Raw genomic sequence first — 23,136 nt, 5'->3', positions numbered from 1 at the left:
GTCATCACGTAACGCGGCAAGGCAGACGGCAATGCCACGTGTTCGGGAAACAAAATAATGACGACGGATCTGGCAATCGTACTGGCGCTGCTGGCTGCGGCGATAGCAATGTTCGCGGCCAATCGTCCTCGGATGGACGTGGTTGCGATCCTGACGCTGGTGGCGTTGCCGCTGACCGGGATTATCAGCGTTGACGATGCGCTGGCCGGTTTCAGCGATCCCAATATCATCCTGATCGCGGCGCTGTTCGTGTTGGGCGAGGCGCTGGTGCGCAGCGGTGTCGCGCAACGCACCGGTGACCTTCTCGTACGCCATTCCGGCGCGTCGGACACGCGGCTGATCGTGCTGCTGATGGCAGCGGTCGCCGGGATGGGCGCATTCATGAGCTCTACCGGGGTGGTGGCGATTTTCATCCCCATCGTTCTGCGCATCACGGCGAATATCGGCGCCGCGCCGGGGCGGCTGATGATGCCGTTGAGCGCGGCGGCGCTGATCAGCGGGATGATGACGCTGGTCGCCACGGCACCAAACCTCGTGCTCGATAGCCTGCTGCGGCGCGAGGGCTATCAGGGCTTTGGTTTCTTCGACTTCACGCCCTTCGGCTTGCCGATCCTGCTGCTGGGCATCGGTTACATGCTGTTTGCCCGGCGCTGGCTGGCTGACAAAGGTCCGGTTGCGGCGAACCGGGGACCAAGGCTTGCCGACTGGATCGACAACTATGGTCTGGCAAAGCGGGAGTTCCGTTTGTGCCTTGGGGCGCAGTCGACGCTTGTTGGCAAACGGCTCGACCAGCTTGATCTGCGGGGCACGGCTGGCATCAACATCCTCGGCATCGAGCGGTCGACCCCCTTTGGCCGCAGGCTGATCCTGCCCAAGGCCGATACCCTGCTGCAGGCCGATGACGTGCTGTTCCTCGATGTCTTCGGCAAGGCCACGGATATCGAGGAGTTTTGCCGCCAGCACGGCCTGCTGCGCTTGCCGATCTCGGGGGCCTATTTCACCGATCAGGCGCAGGAGATCGGCATGGCCGAGATGATCGTGCCACCCGGCTCGCCGCTTGTCGGCAGCAGCATTGCGAAGTCGCGGTTCCGGTCGGTTCATGGCCTTGCCATCGTCGGCCTGCGCCGTGACAACCTGCCGGTCGGCGATGTGGATGCGCAGACGGTGCTGCGCGGCGGCGATGTCCTGCTGACCGTCGGGCCGTGGGACCGTATCCGTCAGTCTCAGCACAGCCACGATCTGGTCGTGCTCGCGCTGCCGGGCGAGATGGACGAGGTGCTGAAGGCACCGTTTCGCACCATTCCCGCCCTCGCGGTCCTTACGCTGGTCGTGGCGATGATGATCACTGGGGTTGTCCCGAATGTGCTGGCGGCGCTGATCGGCTGTCTGCTGATGGGGCTGTTCGGCTGTGTCGATATGCCTTCGGCCTATCGATCGATCCACTGGCAAAGCCTTGTACTGATTGTCGGCATGTTGCCCTTTTCACTGGCGCTGGAGAAGACCGGCGGTGTCGAGCTTGCGGCCGAGGCGCTGCGGGGGACGATCGGCGATGCCAACCTTCGCATCGCGCTGGCGGTTATCTTTGTGACCACGGTTGTTCTGGGCCTGTTCATCTCGAATACGGCGACGGCGGTGCTGATGGGACCCGTCGCGTTGACGCTGGCGACCGACATGGGGGCCTCGCCCTATCCCTTCGCCATGACGGTGGCGCTGGCGGCATCGGCCGCGTTCCTGACGCCGGTGTCGTCACCAGTCAACACCTTGGTCATGGGGCCGGGCGGCTACAGGTTCTGGGATTTCACGCGGATCGGCCTGCCGCTGGTCGCCATCGTTCTGGTCGTCGCGGTCGGACTGGTGCCGGTGATCTTTCCGTTCCATCCTGGCTGACCCTGCGGCCGTCGGTTGGAGCCTGTGGCGGGCACCGTTGCATTCGGCGAGCCGTTATGTGCAATTCCGGAACGGGTGGCGTTCCCCGCCGCAAAGCTGATGCCACGGATTATTCATGACGCGCTCCTATGGTCCGGTTCTTGCTGGCGGGTTCTGGTTGACCGCGGCGTTGGTGGCGGCGGCTATCATCGCGACGGTCGAGTATCGGCGCGGAACCACCGAGTTGACGCGTCTGGAATCGCAGGCCGAGACGCGTCTGGCCGAAAAGCTTGCCCAACATGATGCGCATCTTACCGCGCTTGCGGCTGTGGTGCGTATGGAGCCCGCCGACCCGTCCGAAAGCGTGCAGGGGCTGGCCGCCGCGGTAACCGCCTTCTACCCGCGCATCATCGGTATCACGACGATCCGGGGCGATGGAAAGCGACCCGTCACCTATCAATATGGCCAAACGCCCGGCCCAGCATTCGGTCCTTCGGACGAACTACCGGTGCTGAAAACGCCGGGCAGCACCGCATTCCGCAGCGATCCGGCCGGGGCGCGCTATGCGATCTATAAGCTGGTCGCGCCGGGGGTCATGATCCGCATGGACATCGACGCGGATGGGCTGGTGGCGGATGATACATTTCCGACCGGCTATTCCTACCGTCTGTGGCTGGCGGACGCGTTGCTGATCGAGCAGCCGGCCAACGGCCCCGCGCTGGTGACCGCGACACGCTCCACCGCGGTAACAAGCGCGAGCCAGCCGATGCGGATCGAGGTCGCGCGGGGATTTCGCGTGGCCGAGCTGCTGCCGGCGCGCGTGATCCTGCCTGTCCTGTTGCTGCTGGGTGTCGCGACCTGGCTTGGCCTCGTCTTCGTCCGTTCTGTTCAGGCTCGGCGGAGGGAAGAGTTGCGCGCGACCCTGCTGGAGCAGGAGGCCCGGCTCGCTCATGCAGGTAGGGTCAACGCGCTTGGCGAGATGGCTTCAGGCATTGCGCATGAGCTGGCTCAGCCCGTGGCCGCTCTGCTTAGTCAAAGCCAGGCTGCGCGACGCGCGCTCACGATGGAGCGCCCGGACATCCTCGAACGCGCCCTCGATGCCAATGTGCGCGAGGCCCGGCGTGCCGGTGACATTCTGGATCGCATGCGGGCCTATATCGCGGGAGAAACGCCGCGCCTTGAGCCCGTGCCACTCGACAGGGCGCTTTCCGATGCGCTGCGTCTGGCCGAAGCGGATCTCGCGCGGCGCGGAATCGAAGTCTCAGAGGACATCGCCGGGGAATGCGCGGTGCGGATTGATGTCATTGCCTTTCAGCAGGTGATTCACAACATCCTGCTGAATGCGGCGGATGCCCTGACGGGGCGATCCAGTCCACGCATCTCCATCCGTGCAATTTGCGAAGGCCACCGCGCGACCATCACGGTGGCCGATAACGGACCCGGCATCCCGTCCGACGTGCTGCCACGTGTTTTCGAGCCGTTCTTCACCACTAAGCGCAATGGCATGGGGCTGGGCCTTCCGCTATGCGCAAGGCTGATCGAGAAGATGGACGGCAGTCTTGAGGCCGGGAATGCGGGAGGCGCGGTTTTCACCATTCGCCTGCCCTGTGAAGGTTTGCGATGATCTACCTTGTCGATGATGACGCCGCCGTGCGCGAGGCGCTGGTTCTGCTTCTGTCCACCTATGGCAAGGAGGTCAGGACATTTCCCGATGCCGCACATCTCATGGCGCATCTGGACCCATCTCGCCCCGGTATCCTGATCCTCGACCTTCGGATGCCGATGACCAGCGGGCTGCAACTGATGGCGCAACTGGCCGCGAAGGGGATTTCATGGCCCGCGATCATGATCACCGGGCATGGCGATGTTGAGGCCTGCCGGCGCGCGTTTCGTGCCGGGGTGACCGACTTTCTGACCAAGCCGGTCGACGAATATGTGTTGATGGAGGCCATCGCGACCTGCGAAGCGCAGCTGACCGAGTTGCATGCACAGGTCGAAACCGGCGCGCTCCTGTCCCAACTGACGGCCCGTGAGGCCGAGGTGCTGGGATACGTGGCAAAGGGACTTGGCAGCAAGCAGATCGCGGCGGTGCTCGACATCTCATTGCGCACGGTCGACAGCCATCGCGCCAGCATCGCCACCAAGCTTGGCACGCCATCCGTCGCCGAACAGACCCGGCTTTGGTTGGGCGCATATCGGTAGTTCTACCGATATCTTTCCGTTGTCCTGCGAATTCTCGGATGCGTCCGACGCCGGTATCTACGGCTTGACCAATCGTTCAAGCTCAGGAGTTACCGATGCAATCCTACGCCCTTGCCGTGGCGCTCGCCCTTGTTGCCGCGCCTGTCGTGGCCCAAGACACGGTCGCGCTGCCCAGCCTTGGCACGCAACTTGCCGTCGATCTGGCCGAGGAAACCGTGGCGGCCTGCGCAGCTGACGGCTACAACGTCGCGGCAGCGGTCACGGATCGCTCGGGGATCCTGCTGGCGCTGGTGCGCGCCGAAGGTGCCGGCGCCCATACCGCCAACGCCGCGATGGCAAAGGCCTACACCTCGGCTTCATCGCGCAACCCGACCAGCGGCATGGCAAAGACCGTACAGGAAAACCCGGGCGCGGCGGGTCTGGTCGATATTCCCGGCTTCCTTGTTCTTGCCGGTGGGGTTCCGGTGAAAGCCGGTGATGCAACCGTCGGGGCGATCGGTGTCGGCGGCGCACCTGGTGGCAACCTTGACGAAACCTGTGCGCTGCGCGCATTGGAAAAGCTGGCTGACCGGCTGAAGTAACCACTTTGCCCGTGCGTTCCGCGCACGGGCGCAACCGGCGGAGGGTGCGATGCGTCTCGCGATACTGGCAGGAGTGTTGATGATGAGCATCAATGGTGCAGAGGCTGGCGTCCTCTCCGCGGTCGAGCGCGGCGATATCGTGGCACTTGATCGCGCAATTCAGGCCGGAAATCCGGTGGATCAGCGGAATGCAAAGGGCCAGACCCCGCTTCTGGTGGCCGTGTGGCGCGATGACCTCGCTGCGGCGCGCCGACTGATCGCTGCCGGTGCCGCCGTGAACGCCAAGGACGCTATCCAGGACAGCCCCTACCTAGTTGCAGGGGCACATGGCCGGGTCGAAATCCTGCGCCTGATCCTTGCCAACGGCGCCGACCTGCACAGCACCAACCGCTTCGGAGGCACGGCGCTAATCCCCGCGGCCGAGAAAGGCCACCCCGAAGCCGTCGACCTGCTGATTGCCGCAGGGGTCGATGTCGATCACGTCAACAATCTGGGCTGGACGGCATTGCTGGAGGCCGTGATCCTGACCGATGGTGGCCCGACCGCGGAGCGCATCATCCGGTCCCTGCTTGCCGCCGGTGCCGATCCGAGCATTCGCGATTTCGACGGCAGGACCGCAATCGATCACGCAAGGGCGCGGGGATTTGACCGGATCGTATCGATGCTAGCGTGCCGGTGAACAATCCTTTCTTCTCGCTGCTGCCTGACGCTCTCCGGATCGGCAGACAGACCGAACCCTACGGGACGCTGTCCAGCCCGAAGTTCAAATCATCATAGGCGCCCCGGTCGCGCGACACCGTGCAGCGTTTTGCGGCAACGTCGGGTCCGTTGTTGAACGTCCGCAAAAGGCTGCTCCAAACACCCGAGTCCTTCCCAACCACGACGACAAACGGTACCCTGCCTCAACCCATGAGGCTGCCATGTACCGAGCCGTTCTTGTCGCCCTTTCCGCAATAGCCTTGAGCGCCCCGGCCCTTGGACAAGAGCCAACAGCGCAGGCCGAGCGTGTCCAGACAGCTATCGAAACCTGGCTGCAGCAGCGGACCGAGGTTGAGGGCGTTACCGGGATTGCCGCCTATGTCAGTCTCGGGCCTGCGGGCCCTGCGATCGAGGCATTTGCCGGCACCACCGGCCGCGCGTCCGATGACCCGCCTGTCGACCAGGACACGCTGTTTGGCATGGGCAGCACATCCAAGTCCTTCGCTGCCGCGATAATCCTCAAGCTTGAGGCACAGGGGCTATTGTCGCTTGATGACACCATCGCCAAATGGCTGCCTCAGTACCCGGCATGGGGGGACGTGAACATCCGTCGCCTTCTGAACATGACCAGCGGCATCCCGAACTATTCCGAGACCGAGTTTATCGCGCGCGCATGGGTCGAGGAGCCGAAGCGTAACCTGACCGCCGAAGAACTGGTGCAGGTGGCCTATCCGACCGGGACAGACGATTTGCCGGTGACGACGGGTTATCACTACTCGAACACAAACTACATTCTTGCGGGGATGATCGCGGCCAAGGCGACAGGCACGACTTATCCCGATCTCGTGCAGGAACTGATCATCAAGGCGCACGGCCTTCATTCGACTTTTTACAGTTCGGGGACCTATCCTCCGGAAGTCGTCGGGCGGCTGGCGCATGGGTATTTCGAAAACACCGCCTGCGCAGAGTACCAGCCACCCGATTGCAAGCAGTCCTGGAATCAACCGCTTATCGGGCGCGACATCCGCGAGGACAGCACGTCCTGGATGCAGGCGGCAGGTGGCGCGGTCTCCAATGCGCGGGACGTATCGCGCTGGATGCGAGCCGTCTTCGAGGGGCGCGTGGTGCCGCCGAAACAGCAAGCCGAGTGGCTACAGATGGTGTCGACCAAGACGGGCGAACCGATTTCGGATATCAGCCCGGAAGACCCGCAGGGCTTTGCGCTTGGACTCGTGCAGGGGCTGCTTCCGGATGGGCAGGGCTGGTTCTATCAGGGGACGACGCTGGGCTACCGGACGCTTTACGTCTGGTTCAAGGCGGACAATGTTCTGGTGACGGTCCAGACCAACAGTCAGCCCAATGACGAAGTGAGCAAACTGCACGAAGCCGCCTCAGCGATCCATGCCGCCCTCAAGGAACAGTAGTCGCTGGTGACACCGGACCGCGGTCACCTCCCACGGACGGCCGTGTTCCCAAGATGGCGGAGTTATTCACCGGCTCTCGCTTCGCGCGCTGGCGGCAATGACGGGTTGCGCGGGCTGGTGGGTGGTCCTGCCTCGGTCGTGACCGAAAGCTGGGGCGCGACCTCGGCTGCATCCGCTTCCTCAAGCTGCGCCAGATCGTTGGTGCGCCGCCATCCTCCGTGCAGGTAAAGAGCGCCGGACATCAGCATGGTCGCCACCATTGCCACCGGGAAACTCAGCCAAAGCGCATCCACGCCAAGAAGATCGCGCAGCCCCACTGCGACGCCCAGCCGCACCGGATAAAGCGATATGGCAAGGATGATCAGCGGCCAGATCACCTGACCGTTCGCGCGCACCGTGCCAAACAGCACCATGGTAATCCCAAAGGCGACAAAGCCCCAACTGGCAAGCCGGGCGATATGTTGCCCGATCTCGATGGCAGGACTGTCCGAGCCAAGGAACAGGATCAGCGCATAATGATCGGCCAGCATCAGGGCTGCCACCAGCCCGCCGGTCAGTAGAAAATTCAGCACGATCCCGGCCCGCGTGATCCGCGAAACCCGCTCCCAGCGCCCGGCGCCGATATTCTGCGCTGCCATGGCGCTGACCGCCGCGCCAAGCGCCATGGCGGGCATCTGCACATAGGTCCATAGCTGCTGGGTTGCCCCAAACGCCGCCGTGGTATCGACGCCCTCGCGGTTCACCAGCGTCATCATCGTCAGCATGGCGCTTGAAACCACGACCATCTGCAAGCCGATGGGCAGCCCCTTGCTGAGCATCAGGCTGAGGATATGCGGCGCAGGGCGCAGCAATCTGAGGTCCTCTCCCATCAGCCGCAGCGGATGCTTGCGCAGGTAGATATAGCAAAGCATTGCGATCAGGCTGGCATAATTGGCGACCGCCATCGCAAAGGCCGATCCGCCAATGCCCATCGCGGGGAACGGCCCTGTCCCGAGGATGAACAGGGGATTGAGCACGACATCAAGAACCACCGCGACCGCCATGAAGATCAATGGCGTCAGGGCATCGCCCGCCCCGCGCAGGGCCATCATCAGCATGGTCTGCATGAGGATCGCGGGCATGGCAAGGAACGTGACCCGCAGGAAGGCCCGCGCCAATGGTGTGATTTCAGGCCCGGTTCCCAGAACCGCCAGCAAATGCGGGGCAAGAAACCAGCCAATGACCGCGATCACCACGGCCAAAGGCGCAAAGGTGCCGATTGCCGTGCCGACGACCTCTTTGGCCCCGTGCAGGTCGCGCCGACCGATGGCCTGACCGATCAGAATTGTGGACGCCATGCCGAAGCCAAAGACAAAGGCCGTCAGCAGAAACATCACCAGATTGCCGTTCGTCGTCGCGGCAAGGGCGTTCTCACCCAGTAGATGACCCACCCAGATGGCATCGATCGATCCATTGGCCGATTGCAGCACCGACGAACCCAAAGTCGGCAGGGCAAACAATAGAAGGGCTGGATAAATCGGCCCGCTCGTCAGATCGACGCGTTGCTTCATCTACTGCTTCCCATTGAATGGCTCGCTGCGGAATAGGTCTAACCTGCCAGTGTCCCGACGCATTTTGTCGCAGTTATAATGCGCCAATTCAACAAAAGGCTCGATTTTCGGATGGTCACCTGCTGTGACGTGCCCCTTCAACTGGCTGTGCCGAGACGACCGAGCCTCTTTCCTAATAAAAACTCTCAACCTCTAGCCTCAGCCACGCGCTTGCGTTAGGAGCGATGCGACCCTGCCTATCTCTGCCAAGGACAATCGCCATGCTTCAGGCCATCACCCGGCTCTCTCATCCCGAAGCCATTGAGGCGATGCACCGCTTCCAGCAGGATCATCCCGAATTCATCACCGTCGAGAGCGAAACCGGTCCGTGGAGCATGATCATCCCGGCGGGGCGCTTTTTCGTGACGACCAAGGGCGATCACCTGTCGGTTCTGGCCGAGGGGGTGGATACGATCGGCCTCAGCTACCTGAAGCTGATCTTTGTCGACCACATCCGGGAATATCTGGACGAGGAACTCGAGTTCACTTGGACGGGCGACGAAACCGACACGAAGGTGCCGCCCTTCTTCCGGCAGATCACCGTGGTCTGGTCGAAGCAATTGACCCGATCGATGCAGCGGGTGCGCTTTGCGGTGCCGGATCTGGAGACGCTGCAACATACGGAACTGCATGTCCGTCTGCTGCTGCCGCCAAAGGGCCGCGCGCCGGTCTGGCCGTGGATGACGGCCAGTGGCGGCATGGCCTGGCCGCAGGGTGAGGATGCGCTGATGGCGCGGATCTACACGCTGCGCAGCGTCGATCTGGCGGCTGGCGAGATCGAGATTGATTTCGTGCTGCATCCCTGGGATGCGCCTTCGGCCGCAAACTGGTCGACCCTTTGCCAGCCCGGCGACGTGGCCGGGATGCTGGGGCCGAGCGGGCAGATCCCACCGGCGACCGGGCGCCTGCTGCTGCTCGGCGACGAGACGGCCCTGCCTGCCATCGCCCGCACCTGCGAGGCTTTACCCGAAGGGGCGGATTGCGAAGTGCTGGTCGAGGTCGACGGGCCTCAGGATGAAATGGACCTCGGCTGGCCGGTGATCTGGCTGCACCGGAATGGGGCAACACCCGGCACGACAAGCCTGCTGGCCGATGCGGTAAAGGCGCGCACGCCTTCGGATGACCTCTATCTTTGGGCCGCGGCGGAATTCGGCGCGTTCAAGGACATCCGCAGGCACGTTCGTTCCGTCTGGAACCTGCCGCGCGAGCGGCACAGCGTGGTGGCCTATTGGCGCTCTGGCACCGAGGGCCTGTTGCCCGAAGAGCCGCATCACAAGAAGAAGGCTTGACCGATCGTCAGGTGCAGCTGTCTCGGGCGATGGGGCGTATAGCGTAACGGTGCAGGCCAAGATCGGCGAGTTAGCGATTCCGGTCATAGGAAGTTTGTCAAAGCTCGCTTTCCCGAACGATCAATTGCGGTGTTCGGCCAAGGTTGCTCCAGCCTGAGATGGCATCTTTCGCGCTGACAGTCGTCAGCCCAAGAATGATGAGCCCCACCCCGAGAACAAAATTTCGCGATGCGCGTCGTCCAAGACAAAACATCCAACCCCATGCCAAGCATCGGCGTTGATCTGCCCCGGTAAGGTGGTTCTGTTTCCATTTTAGTGCATGATACGTGCGACCTCACCCCGTTTCCGGTCCGGACATCATGCGACCTTTCGGGTTGATTTTAGTTGGGCCGTAAGGCGTTCGGCGTCAAGTTTCCGAGTTCCGAGCGCGGCCGGATGCGGTTGTAATCGATCCTCTATCCGTTGATCGGCTGGCGTGCGTCGGCTATCGACAAAAAGCGTGAAGCGTTAACGCATGCCTGCCTGACTCGACCTTTGGATGTGAGTACGGGTCATAAAACAGTCCGGAGGACTGTTCTCCCCGACTCAAGATGTAGGTGTTATTGCTCGGTTTTGCGGGCCAAGAGAGGCGCAGGCATAGCCTTGGCGGACTTGGATATCTGCCGAATCCGTGAGCCGAATCCCAGTTCAGCGTCCTGGTCGCGTCTGGGCTCGTCTCGATGGAAGCCCGCTCAAAGCTCATGGTACGGTACGCACAATGTTCCGACAGCGTGAAGACCTCGTGGAAGTGACGGACGACCTAGAGGCGATGGACGGGCTTTGCTGTTCTTCACAGCACATACGTTCGCCAATGTCTCTCGAACCAACTCTCGGACACCTCCGCCACGTCTGTCCGCGCTAAGATTGATCCACCGGATCAATCGCTTGATTCTTGACTGGGGCAGATATTGCTGACGCCGGTACCGGGCTCAGTCTGCCCCAGCACAAACGGGATCTGCGTTTCCGTGAAACGCTTTTTCGGTATCAGGGCACTCCTCTCCTTCCTGAAATGCGCCCCAAAATTCGTATTCAGAGCCCGACATATTCGCGCTCAATCCGCTTCAGCAGGTGCCGGGACTGCACACCTAGCAAAGCCATATCTTGGTATGATTGCGGGCAGCAGAAACTTCCCCACCAGAACAGGGCCTCATGGCGGCCAAAACCGCATCCATTTATCCAAACTGAAATTAATCCCACGATATCAAATTTTTCTCATTCGTGTTTGACGACTCGTTGCGGTGCTTTCTATTTCTGGGCCTACGCAACATGTCTCATGTCGCGCGATTAATTTCACGGGTTGGCGGGGAGGCTGACCTTATGGGGCTGCGGCCATACCGCAGATAGGGAGGATCATATGAAAAGCACGATTTGGGCGGGGCGCATTGCCACCGCCTCGGTAGCGGCTTGCCTGATGCTCGGGACCGCGGCGCGGGCCGAGGATACGCTGCGCTGCGCCCCCGGCGAAACCTATGTGATGAACATCATGGTGTCGGGACATCCCTACTGGGTCCCGGTCTATCAGGGCTTCAAGCAGGCTGCTGCGGCATTCGGCTGCGAGACGGTGTTCTCGGGCACGCCGGACTATGACATCACCAAGCAGATCGCGTCCTTCGATCAGGATCTGGTGAAGCAACCGGCCGGGGTCCTGCTGCACCCGATGCAGTCCGATCCCTTCATCGAGCCGATCAACCGGGCCATCGACAGCGGCATTGACGTAGTGACCTTCGCCGCCGACAGCCCGCTGTCGAAACGAACGGCCTATGTCACCTCGGACAACCTGGCCGAGGCCAAGTTCGCTGCCGAAGAAATCGTCAAACAGGTCGGAGACAGCGCCGAATATGCGGTGCTGGAGAACCCGGGTCAGTCAAACCATGACCTGCGGGTCACCGCGCTGATCCAATACATGGAGCAGCATTACCCGAAGATGAAACTGGTCGGCAGGCAGGCGACCAATCAGGATTCGACTGCTGCATATCGCGCGACCGCGGCAATCCTGCAGGCCAATCCGAAGCTTGCCGCGATCTGGATCCCCGAGGCCGGTTCTGCCGAAGGCGCGGTCACCGCGATCCTTGAGGCGAAGGCCGATGTTCTGGTGATGCATGCGGACATTACGCCGGCCACGCTTGAGCAGATCAAGGCGGGCAACATCCACATGGCGCTGAATCCCAACCAGGGCATACAGGGCTATATGGGCTTCATGGCCGTATTCCTGGCGGCGCATGCTGACGGTTTCGACCCGTTCAACGACTACAAGGTTTCGGGCTACAATCCGATGCAGATCCCCTTCATCGACAATGGTTTTGCCGTCATCACCAAGGCCAACGCCGACAGCTTCGACCTGAACGCCTATATGCAAGGGCGCGATCCCGGCTGACATCGGAAGCTGCCCCTTTGCCGCCCGTCCCACCACCGGGCGGCCATTTCCTCCGAAAATTTGAGCCATCAGGACGATGACACAGCAACCCATCCTTGAAGTCAGAGGCGTGACCAAGAGTTTTGGCCCGATCCACGCGCTGCGCGGTGTCGATTTCCGCCTGTTGCCGGGCGAGATCCACGCCTTGGCCGGCGAAAACGGGGCCGGGAAATCGACCCTGATGAATATCATCGACGGCATCCTGCAACCGACCGGTGGTGAGATCCTGTGGCAGGGTCGCCCTGTTCGCATTGCATCGCCCACAGCGGCGCAGGCGCTGGGGATCGGTTTCGTTCATCAGGAAATCGCCCTTTGCCCCGACGTGTCGGTGGCGGAAAACATCTTCATGGCAGCGACGAATATCAGCCGCTCGCCGTTGATGGATTACCGGGCGCTTGAGCGTCGGGCCGCCGAAATCCTGTCGCAGATTTGCGCGATCGACCCGCGGCGGCTGGCGGGTGACCTGCCGATCGCGGAACAGCAACTGGTTGAAATCGCCAAGGCCCTGACGCTTGATTGCAAGGTGCTGATCCTTGACGAGCCCACCGCGGCTTTAAGCCAGCGCGAGGCCGAGGCGCTGTTTCGGATCATGAGGCGTCTGGCGGATCGGGGGATCGCGATCATCTATATCTCGCACCGGATGGCCGAAATTTTCGACAACTGCGATCGCGTGACCGTGTTTCGGGATGGGCAATACATCACGACGATGAACATCCCCGAAATCACACCCGACGATGTGGTGAAGGCGATGGTCGGGCGGGTAATCGACGACCTTTATCCACCGAAGGCATCCCCCGGCAGCATTGGTCGCGATACCGTACTGGAGGTCCGCAACCTGACCGACCGACGCCGCTTCCACGATGTCTCGTTCCGGCTGCGCAAGGGCGAAATTCTGGGCATTGGCGGGCTGATCGGCGCAGGGCGCAGCGAAATCGTGCGCGGTATCTGCAGGCTGGAAGGCGCCGTTGAAGGTGAGGTGTCGCTGAACGGCCATCCGCTTGCGCTGCGCGACTACAGCGACAGCATTCGCGCGGGGCTGGTTTACCTGTCCGAGGATCGCAAGGGCGATGGTGTGTTCCTTGACATGGCGATCGCCGCGAATGTCTCGGCGCTGGATATTGACCGCGTAGCGAATGCCGCGGGAATTATCTCGGACGCGGATGAGCGGGCGCAGGCCGAGGCACTCGGTCGCAAGCTTAACCTGAAATATGGGTGCCTATCCGATCCGGTTGCGTCGCTTTCGGGCGGCAACCAGCAAAAGGTGGCCATTGCCAAGATGCTGGCGGTCGGACCGAAGGTGATCTTTCTGGACGAACCGACCCGAGGTGTCGATGTCGGTGCCAAAGCCGAAATTCACCGTATCCTGCGCGATCTGGCCGGAAAGGGCACCGGGATCGTCGTCATCTCATCCGAGATGCCCGAACTGATCGGCCTGTGCGACCGGGTGATCGTGGTCTGCGAAGGCCGGATTTCCGGTGAGGTCGAAGGCCTCGAGATGACCGAAGAAAACATCATGCAACTTGCATCAGCCGCCCTGCCGCGCGGCCAGGTGGCCTGAGGGAGCGCGCGACATGGAAAGCTCGATGAATGTGGCAGCCACCGGCAGTCCCCGCAGCGGGGGGTTGGCCAGGTTGCTCAGGATGCGCGAAACCGGATTGATCGCCATCATTCTGGTTCTGATCATCGCGATGTCCTTTGCTTCACCCTACTTTCTGACATGGGTGAACATACGGGCCATGGTCATGGCCTTTGCCGTCGAGGGGATCGTGGTCGTCGGCATGACCATCCTGCTTATTTCAGGGGGGATCGACCTTTCTGTGGGCTCGGTCACAGCGCTGGCGATGGTGATCGCGGGGCTATTGTTCCTGGCTGGGGTGAACCCCTGGCTGGCCTCGGCCATTGCGATTGCCGCGTGTACGGGGATCGGCGCGATCATGGGTGTCTTTGTCACCAAGGTCGGGTTGCATCATTTCATTGTCTCACTGGCAGTAATGGTGATCGCACGGGGCTTGTGCCTGCTGGGGACGGGCGGGCGGCCCATCGGGCTTTACACGCTGCCCGACAGCTTCAAGTTCATCGGGCAGGGCTCAATCGGGCCGGTCCCGGTGGTGATCCTGATCTTCGTGGTCGTGGTGGTGATCTTTGATTTCCTTCTGCGCCGCTCGACCGCTTTTCGGCGGGTGTTCTATACCGGCTCGAATGAAAAGGCCGCGGCCTATTCCGGGATCCGGACCAAGAAGGTGATCTTTCTGACCACGACGCTTTGCGCGACGCTGAGCGGTGTGGCCGGAGTGATCTACATGGCGCGCTTCGGCTCGGCCCAGCCGACATTCGGCATGGGGATGGAGTTGAACGTGATCGCCGCCGCGGTGATTGGCGGGGCCAGCCTCAAGGGTGGATCGGGCACAATCCTTGGCGCGATCCTTGGCACGATACTGCTTTCTGTGGTCTCAAGCTCGCTCGCGCTGCTGGACGTGTCGGTCTACTGGCAGGACATCATTCGCGGCTCGATCCTGCTGACTGCCGTGACGGTCGATCACTACCTGAACAAGAAACGGGGCAGGGGGTGACGCCATGGCCGATATGTTGCTGGACTATCAGCTTGCGCGGCAGATTCAGACGGTGCTGGTGATGCATTTCATCGAGGGCGTGAAGCAGTCCGAGATTTCGGAACGGCTGAACCTGTCAACGTCAAAGGTGAACCGCCTGATTGCGCAGGGCCGCAAGCTGGGCATGGTCCAGATCGAGATCACCAGCCCGTGGCAGCGGTTGACCGAATGGGAAAAGCGGCTGGTTGCTGCAAGCCAGCTGCGTTCTGCCGTTGTCACACCGACGCTATCCGAAAAATCCGACACGCAGCTTGGGCAGGTCGGCGGGGCGGCGGCGGATCTGTTGCTGGAAACGCTGCGCGACGGGGATGTCGTGGCGATTACCGGCGGCAAGGCGGTTTCGGCCGTGGTCGAGAAACTGTCGCCCGAACGCCCGCTGGACGTGACCGTCGTGCCGCTGACCGGAGGCGTGCAGGGCAAGTATTATACCGACGTCAATCATCTGGTGTCGCGCATGGCCGAACGGCTGGGCGGGCGGGCGATGCTGGTCCACGCGCCGCTTCTGGCCGAAAACCGCGAACAACGCGAGATGCTATGCGCCATGCATCCGGTGCGCGAGGTCTTTGAACTTGCCCGTCGGGCCAATGTGGTGCTTACCGGCATCGGCTCGATCGCGCCGCGTGGTTCAAGTTACTACGATCTTGCGCCGCTCAGTGAGGCAGACGGCACCTTGCTGGTCAATCTGGGCGTGGGCGCAGAGTTCATGGCCTATCTTATCGGGCAGAACGGACGGGTCGCGGATTATGCGCTGAACTCGCGTCTGGTTGCCGTGCATCCGTCGGAACTCGCATCGTGCCGTCAGGTGATCGGCGTGGCCTGTGGCGCCCAAAAAGTCGATCCGATCCGCGCCGTCCTAAGAGGCGGATTTCTGAACACTCTGGTCACCGACGAGCGAACGGTCGAGGCGCTGGTGACAAAACTGGAAGGAGAGCGTCATGTCGCATGACATGCTGAATCGCAAGATCGGACGATCGGAGATCACCGCCTCGGCCATCGGGCTGGGCACTTGGGCCATTGGCGGCTGGATGTGGGGCGGGACCGACCGCGCGGCATCCATCGCGGCGATACAGGCCTCGGTCGACGAGGGCGTCAGTCTGATCGACACCGCCCCCGCCTATGGTCAGGGTCTGGCCGAAGAAATCGTCGGAGAGGCCATACAGGGCCGTCGAGATAAGGTCGTTCTGGCGACGAAATGCGGTCTGGTCTGGCATGTGCAGCAGGGGAACCACTTCTTCGACTACGCTGGCCAGCCGGTGCATCGCTATCTTGGCCGCGCGTCGATCCAGCACGAGGTCGAACAAAGCCTGCGCCGTCTGAGGACCGATTATATCGACCATTACATCACCCATTGGCAGGACCCGACCACGCCGGTCGAGGAAACCATGGATGCGCTGCAAGAGCTGAAACAGGCGGGCAAGATCCGCTCGATCGGGGCCAGCAACTGTACCGCCGCGGATGTGACCGCCTATCTGGCCGCAGGACAATTGGACGCCGTTCAGGAAGAGTATTCGATGATCAAGCGCGACATTGAAGACCAGTTCTTGCCGCTGTGCATGCAGAACGGCGTTTCGGTTCTAAGCTACTCCTCGCTGGCGCTTGGTCTGCTGGGGGGGCGGATCGGGCCGGACCGGGTATTCTCGGGGGACGACCTGCGCAGGGAAAACCCGCGCTTTTCGCAGGCCAACCGTCGCAAGGTGGCGGCCCTGATGGAGGAAATCGGGCCGATTGCCCACGCGCATTCCGCCACGCTGGCCCAGATCGTGATCGCCTGGACGATACAGCAGCCGGGCATCACCTTTGCGCTATGCGGGGCGCGCAATCCCGAACAGGCGCGGGAAAACGCTGGTGCGGGGCGCCTGCGACTGTCCGCCACGGATCTACAATCCGTCTCAGACGCGGCAAGACGTCACCTGACTGACCTCGACGCCTGATCCACCCACACACGACCAGTTTCAGAACCGCCGGAGATCTTTCCGGCGAACGGAAGAGCCATGTCCAGAACCCGAGCCGATGAGATCGAAAGCCTGCGCCGCGACAGCCATTTCGATGTGCTGGTCGTCGGCGGCGGCATCAACGGAATCGGCGTGTTCCGTGAGCTGGCCTTGCAGGGTCTGCGCGTCTTGCTGGTCGAGCGGCAGGATTTCTGCTCGGGATGTTCGGCAGCACCCTCGCGCATGATCCATGGGGGCCTGCGCTATCTGGAAAATGGCGAGGTCGGGTTGGTCCGGGAATCCCTGGCCGAGCGGGACAACCTGCTTCGCAACGCGCCCCATCTGGTGCATCCCTTGCCGACGACCGTGCCCGTGGCTTCGCGCTTCAGCGGCATTTCGAATGCCATTTCCGGCATCCTTGGTGCCAAGGGCAAGCCGCAACCCCGTGGGATGTTTCCGATCCGGGTCGGGCTGATGCTTTACGACCTGATCTCCTATCGGAACAGGCTGCTGCCCAGGCATCGCATCCATTCCGCCGCCGAGACGCGCCGGCTTTGGCCCGCGTTGACGCCGGACGCGCGCTGGTCTGCAACATATCACGATGGCTGGATCTCTCATCCCGAACGGCTTGGGATGGAGCTGATCCTTGATACCGCAACGGCTGCGCCAAAATCGGTGGCGCTGAACTACGCCAGTATCGCCCCTTCAGGGACAGGCTTCATCCTGACGGATCTGGAAGGCGGTGAGACGCTGGCGATCACCGCAGACCTTATTGTCAATGCGACGGGGGCTTGGCTGGACAAGACCGCTGCCGAACTGGGCGGGCAAGCCGGAACGCGACTGGTTTCAGGGACCAAGGGCTCGCATCTGATTATCGACAATCCGGCCCTGCTGAATGCGCTGAACGGTCACATGATCTATTTCGAAAACGCGGATGGTCGCGTCTGCATCACCTTTCCCTATCTGGGTCGGGTGCTGGCAGGATCAACCGATATCCGGGTAGAGCGCCCCGGTCGTACCCGATGCGACGAGGCCGAGGCTGACTACATTCTGGACTCGCTGCGGCTGGTCTTTCCGGGAATTGCGCTTGATCCGGGGCAGATTGTCTTCAGCTATTCGGGTATTCGCCCGCTGCCCGCCAGTGACCATGACTTTACCGGGCGCATCTCGCGTGGGCATTTCACCCGCCGTATCGACGGCAGCGTGCCGCAGATCTGCATGGTGGGGGGCAAATGGACGACATTCAGGGCCTTTGCCGAACAGGTCGCGGATGAGGTTCTGGCCGAGCTGAACCTGCCAAGGCAGCAGACGACCGACAGGCTGGCGATCGGTGGGGGGCGTGACCATCCGGGGGTGGCCCAGCTTGAGCGGTCCTTGCAAGCCGAGTTCAGGATTTCCGCCGCCCGCGCCAAGCGCCTTGCGACCATCTACGGCACCAGAGCGCGCGACCTGCTGGCCTATTCGCCTGATGAAACCGCTCTGTCCCCGAACTGTCCGTTGAGCCGCGACGAGGTGCTTTGGCTGGCAAGGCAGGAACGGCTTGAGCATCTTTCGGACCTTATTTTGCGGCGCAGCGATCTGGCGATCACCGGCGTGCTGGACGCCAGAATGATCCAGAGCGCCGCTGACATTCTGGCCGAGGCAAAAGGCTGGGACCCCACCCGCCGACGGGCCGAAATCGCCGCCCTGATCGATGAACTGGCATGCTTTCACGGCGTGTCGCACGCAACCCTTACCGAACGAGTTGAAAGGAACCTGACACCATGCGTCTCAGCCCCAAGGCCCGCATGAACCGGATGTTCACCAATGGCCGATGTCTTGATGTCGCATTGGACCACGGCGTCTGCAACGAGCCCGGCTTCCTGCTGGGTCTGGAAAACATGCCGGGCGTCGTCGATGCGCTGATCCGGGCCAGACCCGATGCAATCCAGATGGCCTATGGCCAGTCCGATCTGCTGCAATCGCGTCCCGAGAAGGACAAGCCCGCCTTGGTCATGCGCATCGACATGGGCAATCCCTACAATGCGCAACGCCACCGGGTGATGTGGTCGATGCTGCAAAACGCCGATGAGCCGATCATCGGCGCGCTGGAAATGGACGCGGCTTGTGTTGTCGTCAACCTGTTCATGCTGCCGGATGAACCCGAACTATTCCGTCAATGCGTCGAGAACATCAGCCGCGTGCGCGCCGCCTGTCATCGCTACGGCATGCCGTTGATGATCGAGCCGCTGGTGATGCTGCCCAATGACGTAAGGGGCGGCTATCAGGTCGATGGCGATGCCGAAAAGATCGTGACACTGGTGCGGCTGGCCTCGGAAATGGGGGCCGATATCATCAAGGCCGATCCGACCGACAATCCCGAGGACTTCCACCGCGTCGTTGAGACCGCCCGTGTTCCCGTGTTGGTGCGCGGCGGCGGCAAAGAGGATCTGCGCGCGGTTCTGGACAAATCCGCGCGGCTGATGCGGCAGGGCGCGCATGGCCTGGTTTACGGCCGGAATATCTATCAACACGACAATCCAAAAGCGATCGTGGCCGCCCTGATGGCAATCATCCATCAAGGCGTCAGTGGCGAAGAAGCATGGGACATTTACCGAAATGAGTGATGTGGCACGTTACCTTCTGGGTCTGGATGCCGGGAACACCGTCATCAAGGCCGTGCTTTTCGACCTGACAGGCAAGCAGATCGCCATGAGCGCGATGGACGGTCAGTCCTCGCGCCCGGCCCCCGGTTATGTCGAGCGCGATCTGGATGAGCTGTGGTCGAACGCCCGCAGGGTGATCCGTGAATGTCTTGAGCAATCGGGCATCGCAGCTGACCAGATCGCCGCCATCGGCTGCGCCGGGCATGGCAACGGGCTGTATCTGATCGATGCTGCCGGCGATGCGCTTCTGGGGGTGCAGTCACTGGACACACGCGCGGCGGATCTGGCGGCCGAACTGGCGGGGCAGGGTGACGCGCTGCATGCGATCTCGCTGCAAAAGCCTTGGCCTGCGCAAACGCCGACGCTGCTTGCTTGGGTCAAGCGGCACCGGCCCCAGATCTACGCCCGCGCGGCGACTGTCCTGATGAGCAAGGATTTCATCAACTTCCGCCTGACGGGCGAACGCACCGGCGACATCTCGGACATGTCGGGGGCGGGTTTCCTGCGGATGCCGGAATGTCGATATGACGATCAGCTGATGGCGCTTTACGGGTTGGAGGATGCGATCTCGATACTGCCCCGTTTGGTTGCGCCAAGCGATATCGCGGGTCGGGTCAGCGCGAAAGCGGCTGCGGAAACGGGCCTTGCACAGGGCACACCGGTCATCGGCGGATATTTCGACGTGGTCTCCTCGGCATTGGGGGCCGGGTCGGTTCGGGCGGGATCTGCGTCGATCATCGCGGGCAGCTGGGGGATCAATCAGGTCTTTTCGCAGGAACCGGCGATCAATCCCGATGTGTTCATGGTGGCAGGCTTTGGGCCGGGGCGGTTCGTGAACATCGAATCCAGCGCGACCTCGGCGGCCAATCTGGAATGGTATGTTCGCGAATTTCCTGAGCGCGGCGGGCATCACGACGATCCCTTCGGCTATTGCAACTCGCTGATCGCCAAGCTGGCCCCGGCGGATGATGACCCGTTCTATCATCCCTTCCTTTACGGTTCGGGGCAGGGGGCCGAGTTCCGCGCGGGCTTCTACGGCATCGCTGGCTGGCATCAAGAGGCGCATCTGCTGCGCGCCCTGTTCGAAGGTGTGATGTTCGAACATCGCCGTCATATCGGCGTTCTGCAAGGCGCGGGCCTTGCACTGGCCGAAGCGACTCTGGCCGGAGGTGGTTCGCGCAGCCCGGTCTGGCCGCAGATGTTCGCAGATGGGCTGAACCTGCTCGTGACCGTCGCCACCGCGCGCGAGACCGGCGCACTTGGCGCGGCCATTGGCGCAGGCGTTGGTGTGGGTCTGTTTGCCGATTATGAGGCTGGTGCCGCCGCCATGACCTCGGCCGCCGCACGCTATACGCCTGATCCGGAAATGGTCGCCCATTACGACAAGCGTTACCGCCGCTATCTTGACCTGACTGCCCGCATGCGCGGCTTCTGGTCAGGCGCGTGATCGTCGAGGCCAAGAGATGACCGAAATCACGGTTCTGGACGGCGAATATGATTTCGTCATCGTCGGGGCAGGGACGGCGGGCTGCGTGCTCGCCAACCGCCTGACCCGTAATCCTGCGACCCGCGTGCTGCTGCTTGAGGCCGGGAAATCCGATGCCTATCCATGGGTGCGCATTCCCGTCGGCTATCTTTACTGCATTGGCAATCCGCGCACCGACTGGATGATGAAGACCGAGGCCGAGCCGGGGTTGAACGGTCGCAGCCTGACTTACCCCCGTGGCAAGGTGCTGGGGGGCTGCAGCTCGATCAACGGGATGATCTACATGCGCGGCCAATCGGCCGATTACGATCACTGGCGGCAACTTGGCAATACGGGCTGGGGTTGGGAGGACGTGCTGCCTTGGTTCCGCCGATCCGAGGATCATCACGCCGGTCACAGCGACATGCATGGCACGGGCGGCGAATGGAAAGTCGCGCAGCAACGCCTGCAATGGGACATCCTCAGGGCGGTCCAATGCGGCGCGCGGGAATTCGGCATCCACCCGCGCGCCGATTTCAACGATGGCAACAACGAAGGGTCGGGATTTTTCGAAGTCAATCAGCAGCGTGGGGTGCGCTGGAGTGCCGCGCGCGGCTTTCTGCGTCCGGCGCTGCGGCGTCCGAACCTGCGACTTCTGAAAGAGGCCGAGGTTGAGACCCTGATCCTTGAAGGCATGCGTGCCGTCGGCCTGAATTTCCGACGGGGCGGGCAGAGGTATCACGTCCGTGCGCGGCGCGAGGTCATCCTCGCCGCAGGGGCGATCAATTCGCCCAAGCTGCTCGAACTGTCCGGAATTGGAGCCCCGGAGGTTTTGGGACCTCTGGGCATTCCGGTACATGTCGCGCGACCCGCGGTCGGGGCAAACCTGCAGGATCATTTGCAAATCCGCGCGGTATATCGCGTGCAGAATGCGCGGACGCTGAACACGCTGGCGAACAGTCTGGTCGGCAAGGCCCGGATCGGGTTGCAATATCTGCTGTCGCGTTCCGGGCCGATGTCGATGGCACCCAGCCAGTTCGGGATGTTCACCAAATCCGACCCGTCGCTGGAGTTTCCGGACCTGGAATATCACGTCCAGCCCTTGTCGACCGATCGGCTGGGCGACCCGCTGCATCCCTACCCGGCGATCACCGTTTCGGTGTGCAATCTGCGCCCCGAAAGCCTGGGCAGTTCCCATATCAGCAGCAGGCAAACGTCTGCCCCACCCGCGATCCGTCCAAACTATCTCGCTACCGAGCGAGACAGGCGGGTCGCGCTATCCTCGGTCAGGCAAGCGCGGCAGATCATGGCGGCTGGCGCATTGTCGCATCACCACCCCGAGGAAGTCCTTCCCGGTCCGACCATTCAGGATGACGCCTCGCTGCTGCACGAGATCGGTAATATCGCGACGACAATCTTTCACCCGGTTGGAACCTGCCGGATGGGCGTTGACGCGGATGCCGTGGTCGATCCCCGGCTTCGGTTTAACGGCCTTGAGGGTCTGCGGATCGTCGACGCTTCGATCATGCCGAGGATTGTCTCGGGCAATACCGCCTCTCCTGTGGTCATGATCGCCGAAAAGGCCGCCGCGATGATCTGCGAGGAACATGGGGTGTAGGGGAAGCCGTGCAAGTATCGGAATGTGCGGCGATAGGGCAGGGGCGAATGCGACGTCGAAAGTTTCAATATGGGCACTTGGCAACGCTTCGAGGAATCCGAGGACAAGCCCGAACCGATACAATTGGCATAGTTATAACATCGATCAGACGTCTCGGGGCGCCAAGACCACCGTGATGCATGGGAGCGCGACGTACGGCTTTATCTGTCAACTGTCACAGAGCGCGAGCGAGGCCAGATTGGGGCGATGAGGACGGCTTGTCTTGGTACATCAACTTCTGCCGACGGCATGTGGGGTCTCAACTATAATACCGCATCTGAGGCTGGGTCGCCGAATTTGCGGCCCGGCCCTAGCGGAATTTTCCGACCAGTGCCGGAGTGCCAATAGTCCCGGTTCGTGATGATCATACCGACCAGCGAAGCCGCGATTAGAGTGATAATGATGAGGGTTTCTGCCTTCTTACCCGGGGCCGGGTCAAGGTTCTGAAGCGTGGTTTCGTTTATATTGTCCTACATTGGAGTTCCGGTCCGGACTCTTCGAAGAAGTCCGTCAAAGTGGCGATGTTCACCGCTGTCATGCATGATGATGATGCTGTGCCCCCCGACGCTCATCCAGCCGAAACCAGAGCCGACAGGTGACTGCCCTGCCTACCAATTTTGGACCATCTAAAGCCGGAGTTTCCGGCCTTGGTCATGGCGGCGGGCTGGTGACGCGGCCGGGAAAGTGCAGCGCGCTCGGGACGTTGTATCCGATGGCGCTGTGGGGT

The 23,136-nt window shown here is 62.0% G+C and carries 17 protein-coding genes; 16 read left to right on the top strand and 1 reads right to left on the bottom strand.

The window, feature by feature from the left end; translation table 11 throughout:
- Window positions 1-57: 57 nt before the first annotated feature.
- From IB235_RS22240 to IB235_RS22215, 6 genes are all read left to right on the top strand, one after another.
- Entirely contained in the window at window positions 58-1,887 is a 1,830-nt protein-coding gene (locus IB235_RS22240) for an SLC13 family permease (RefSeq protein WP_192338586.1), read from the top strand.
- A 115-nt stretch (window positions 1,888-2,002) separates the two neighbouring features.
- Window positions 2,003-3,490, top strand: a complete 1,488-nt coding sequence (locus IB235_RS22235; protein ID WP_192338585.1) for a sensor histidine kinase — start codon at window positions 2,003-2,005, stop codon at window positions 3,488-3,490.
- The gene (locus tag IB235_RS22230; RefSeq protein WP_192338584.1) at window positions 3,487-4,068 is read left to right on the top strand and encodes a response regulator transcription factor; all 582 of its coding nucleotides are present in this window, start codon (window positions 3,487-3,489) and stop codon (window positions 4,066-4,068) included. The genes IB235_RS22235 and IB235_RS22230 overlap by 4 nt, the downstream gene beginning before the upstream one ends.
- Before the next feature lie 95 nt (window positions 4,069-4,163).
- Window positions 4,164-4,649 (top strand): heme-binding protein, encoded by a 486-nt coding sequence (locus IB235_RS22225; RefSeq protein WP_155042272.1) that lies wholly within the window; start codon window positions 4,164-4,166, stop codon window positions 4,647-4,649.
- Between the two features lie 82 nt (window positions 4,650-4,731).
- Complete coding sequence (locus IB235_RS22220) at window positions 4,732-5,328, top strand: ankyrin repeat domain-containing protein (RefSeq protein WP_225612534.1); 597 nt, start codon at window positions 4,732-4,734, stop codon at window positions 5,326-5,328.
- Window positions 5,329-5,569: 241 nt separating this feature from the next.
- Entirely contained in the window at window positions 5,570-6,772 is a 1,203-nt protein-coding gene (locus tag IB235_RS22215; protein WP_192338582.1) for a serine hydrolase, read from the top strand.
- Window positions 6,773-6,834: 62 nt separating this feature from the next.
- Here IB235_RS22215 and IB235_RS22210 read toward each other — a convergent pair whose 3' ends face one another.
- Window positions 6,835-8,322 carry an MATE family efflux transporter gene (locus tag IB235_RS22210; RefSeq protein ID WP_192338581.1) on the bottom strand — a complete coding sequence of 496 codons (1,488 nt, stop codon included), beginning with the start codon at window positions 8,320-8,322 and terminating at the stop codon, window positions 6,835-6,837.
- Between the two features lie 260 nt (window positions 8,323-8,582).
- Here IB235_RS22210 and IB235_RS22205 point away from each other — a divergent pair, with 260 nt between their 5' ends.
- The 10 genes from IB235_RS22205 to IB235_RS22160 all read left to right on the top strand — a co-directional run bounded on the left by IB235_RS22205 (window position 8,583) and on the right by IB235_RS22160 (window position 22,370).
- Window positions 8,583-9,650: a siderophore-interacting protein gene (locus tag IB235_RS22205; protein WP_192338580.1), complete on the top strand. Its 1,068-nt coding sequence runs from the start codon at window positions 8,583-8,585 to the stop codon at window positions 9,648-9,650.
- A 1,393-nt stretch (window positions 9,651-11,043) separates the two neighbouring features.
- Complete coding sequence (locus IB235_RS22200; RefSeq protein ID WP_192338579.1) at window positions 11,044-12,063, top strand: substrate-binding domain-containing protein; 1,020 nt, start codon at window positions 11,044-11,046, stop codon at window positions 12,061-12,063.
- Window positions 12,064-12,139: 76 nt separating this feature from the next.
- Entirely contained in the window at window positions 12,140-13,660 is a 1,521-nt protein-coding gene (locus IB235_RS22195; protein ID WP_192338578.1) for a sugar ABC transporter ATP-binding protein, read from the top strand.
- 13 nt (window positions 13,661-13,673) lie between these two features.
- Window positions 13,674-14,672 (top strand): ABC transporter permease, encoded by a 999-nt coding sequence (locus IB235_RS22190; RefSeq protein ID WP_192338577.1) that lies wholly within the window; start codon window positions 13,674-13,676, stop codon window positions 14,670-14,672.
- A 4-nt stretch (window positions 14,673-14,676) separates the two neighbouring features.
- A complete protein-coding gene (locus IB235_RS22185) occupies window positions 14,677-15,657 on the top strand; it encodes a sugar-binding transcriptional regulator (RefSeq protein WP_155042280.1) in 981 nt (326 codons plus the stop codon).
- A complete protein-coding gene (locus tag IB235_RS22180) occupies window positions 15,647-16,642 on the top strand; it encodes an aldo/keto reductase (protein WP_192338576.1) in 996 nt (331 codons plus the stop codon). The genes IB235_RS22185 and IB235_RS22180 overlap by 11 nt, the downstream gene beginning before the upstream one ends.
- A gap of 60 nt (window positions 16,643-16,702) precedes the next feature.
- Window positions 16,703-18,433 carry a glycerol-3-phosphate dehydrogenase/oxidase gene (locus IB235_RS22175; RefSeq protein WP_192338575.1) on the top strand — a complete coding sequence of 577 codons (1,731 nt, stop codon included), beginning with the start codon at window positions 16,703-16,705 and terminating at the stop codon, window positions 18,431-18,433.
- Window positions 18,406-19,248 carry a class I fructose-bisphosphate aldolase gene (locus IB235_RS22170; RefSeq protein WP_192338574.1) on the top strand — a complete coding sequence of 281 codons (843 nt, stop codon included), beginning with the start codon at window positions 18,406-18,408 and terminating at the stop codon, window positions 19,246-19,248. Before IB235_RS22175 ends, IB235_RS22170 begins: the two co-directional genes overlap by 28 nt.
- Window positions 19,241-20,734 (top strand): FGGY-family carbohydrate kinase, encoded by a 1,494-nt coding sequence (locus IB235_RS22165; protein ID WP_192338573.1) that lies wholly within the window; start codon window positions 19,241-19,243, stop codon window positions 20,732-20,734. The genes IB235_RS22170 and IB235_RS22165 overlap by 8 nt, the downstream gene beginning before the upstream one ends.
- Window positions 20,735-20,750: 16 nt before the next feature.
- Entirely contained in the window at window positions 20,751-22,370 is a 1,620-nt protein-coding gene (locus tag IB235_RS22160; RefSeq protein ID WP_192338572.1) for a GMC family oxidoreductase, read from the top strand.
- The last annotated feature ends 766 nt before the right edge of the window (window positions 22,371-23,136 follow it).

It is taken from the genome of Paracoccus sp. PAR01, assembly GCF_014851995.1.
Classification (GTDB): Bacteria; Pseudomonadota; Alphaproteobacteria; order Rhodobacterales; family Rhodobacteraceae; genus Paracoccus; species Paracoccus litorisediminis.
The sequence above is the reverse complement of the archived record's forward strand: the minus strand, read 5'-3'. Positions and strand labels throughout refer to the sequence as shown.

Coding starts and splice junctions, on each gene's coding strand:
- IB235_RS22240 (WP_192338586.1), top strand. CDS start 58: ATGACGACGGATCTGGCAATCGTACTGGCGCTGCTGGCTGCGGCGATA.
- IB235_RS22235 (WP_192338585.1), top strand. CDS start 2,003: ATGACGCGCTCCTATGGTCCGGTTCTTGCTGGCGGGTTCTGGTTGACC.
- IB235_RS22230 (WP_192338584.1), top strand. CDS start 3,487: ATGATCTACCTTGTCGATGATGACGCCGCCGTGCGCGAGGCGCTGGTT.
- IB235_RS22225 (WP_155042272.1), top strand. CDS start 4,164: ATGCAATCCTACGCCCTTGCCGTGGCGCTCGCCCTTGTTGCCGCGCCT.
- IB235_RS22220 (WP_225612534.1), top strand. CDS start 4,732: ATGAGCATCAATGGTGCAGAGGCTGGCGTCCTCTCCGCGGTCGAGCGC.
- IB235_RS22215 (WP_192338582.1), top strand. CDS start 5,570: ATGTACCGAGCCGTTCTTGTCGCCCTTTCCGCAATAGCCTTGAGCGCC.
- IB235_RS22210 (WP_192338581.1), bottom strand. CDS start 8,322: ATGAAGCAACGCGTCGATCTGACGAGCGGGCCGATTTATCCAGCCCTT.
- IB235_RS22205 (WP_192338580.1), top strand. CDS start 8,583: ATGCTTCAGGCCATCACCCGGCTCTCTCATCCCGAAGCCATTGAGGCG.
- IB235_RS22200 (WP_192338579.1), top strand. CDS start 11,044: ATGAAAAGCACGATTTGGGCGGGGCGCATTGCCACCGCCTCGGTAGCG.
- IB235_RS22195 (WP_192338578.1), top strand. CDS start 12,140: ATGACACAGCAACCCATCCTTGAAGTCAGAGGCGTGACCAAGAGTTTT.
- IB235_RS22190 (WP_192338577.1), top strand. CDS start 13,674: ATGGAAAGCTCGATGAATGTGGCAGCCACCGGCAGTCCCCGCAGCGGG.
- IB235_RS22185 (WP_155042280.1), top strand. CDS start 14,677: ATGGCCGATATGTTGCTGGACTATCAGCTTGCGCGGCAGATTCAGACG.
- IB235_RS22180 (WP_192338576.1), top strand. CDS start 15,647: ATGTCGCATGACATGCTGAATCGCAAGATCGGACGATCGGAGATCACC.
- IB235_RS22175 (WP_192338575.1), top strand. CDS start 16,703: ATGTCCAGAACCCGAGCCGATGAGATCGAAAGCCTGCGCCGCGACAGC.
- IB235_RS22170 (WP_192338574.1), top strand. CDS start 18,406: ATGCGTCTCAGCCCCAAGGCCCGCATGAACCGGATGTTCACCAATGGC.
- IB235_RS22165 (WP_192338573.1), top strand. CDS start 19,241: ATGAGTGATGTGGCACGTTACCTTCTGGGTCTGGATGCCGGGAACACC.
- IB235_RS22160 (WP_192338572.1), top strand. CDS start 20,751: ATGACCGAAATCACGGTTCTGGACGGCGAATATGATTTCGTCATCGTC.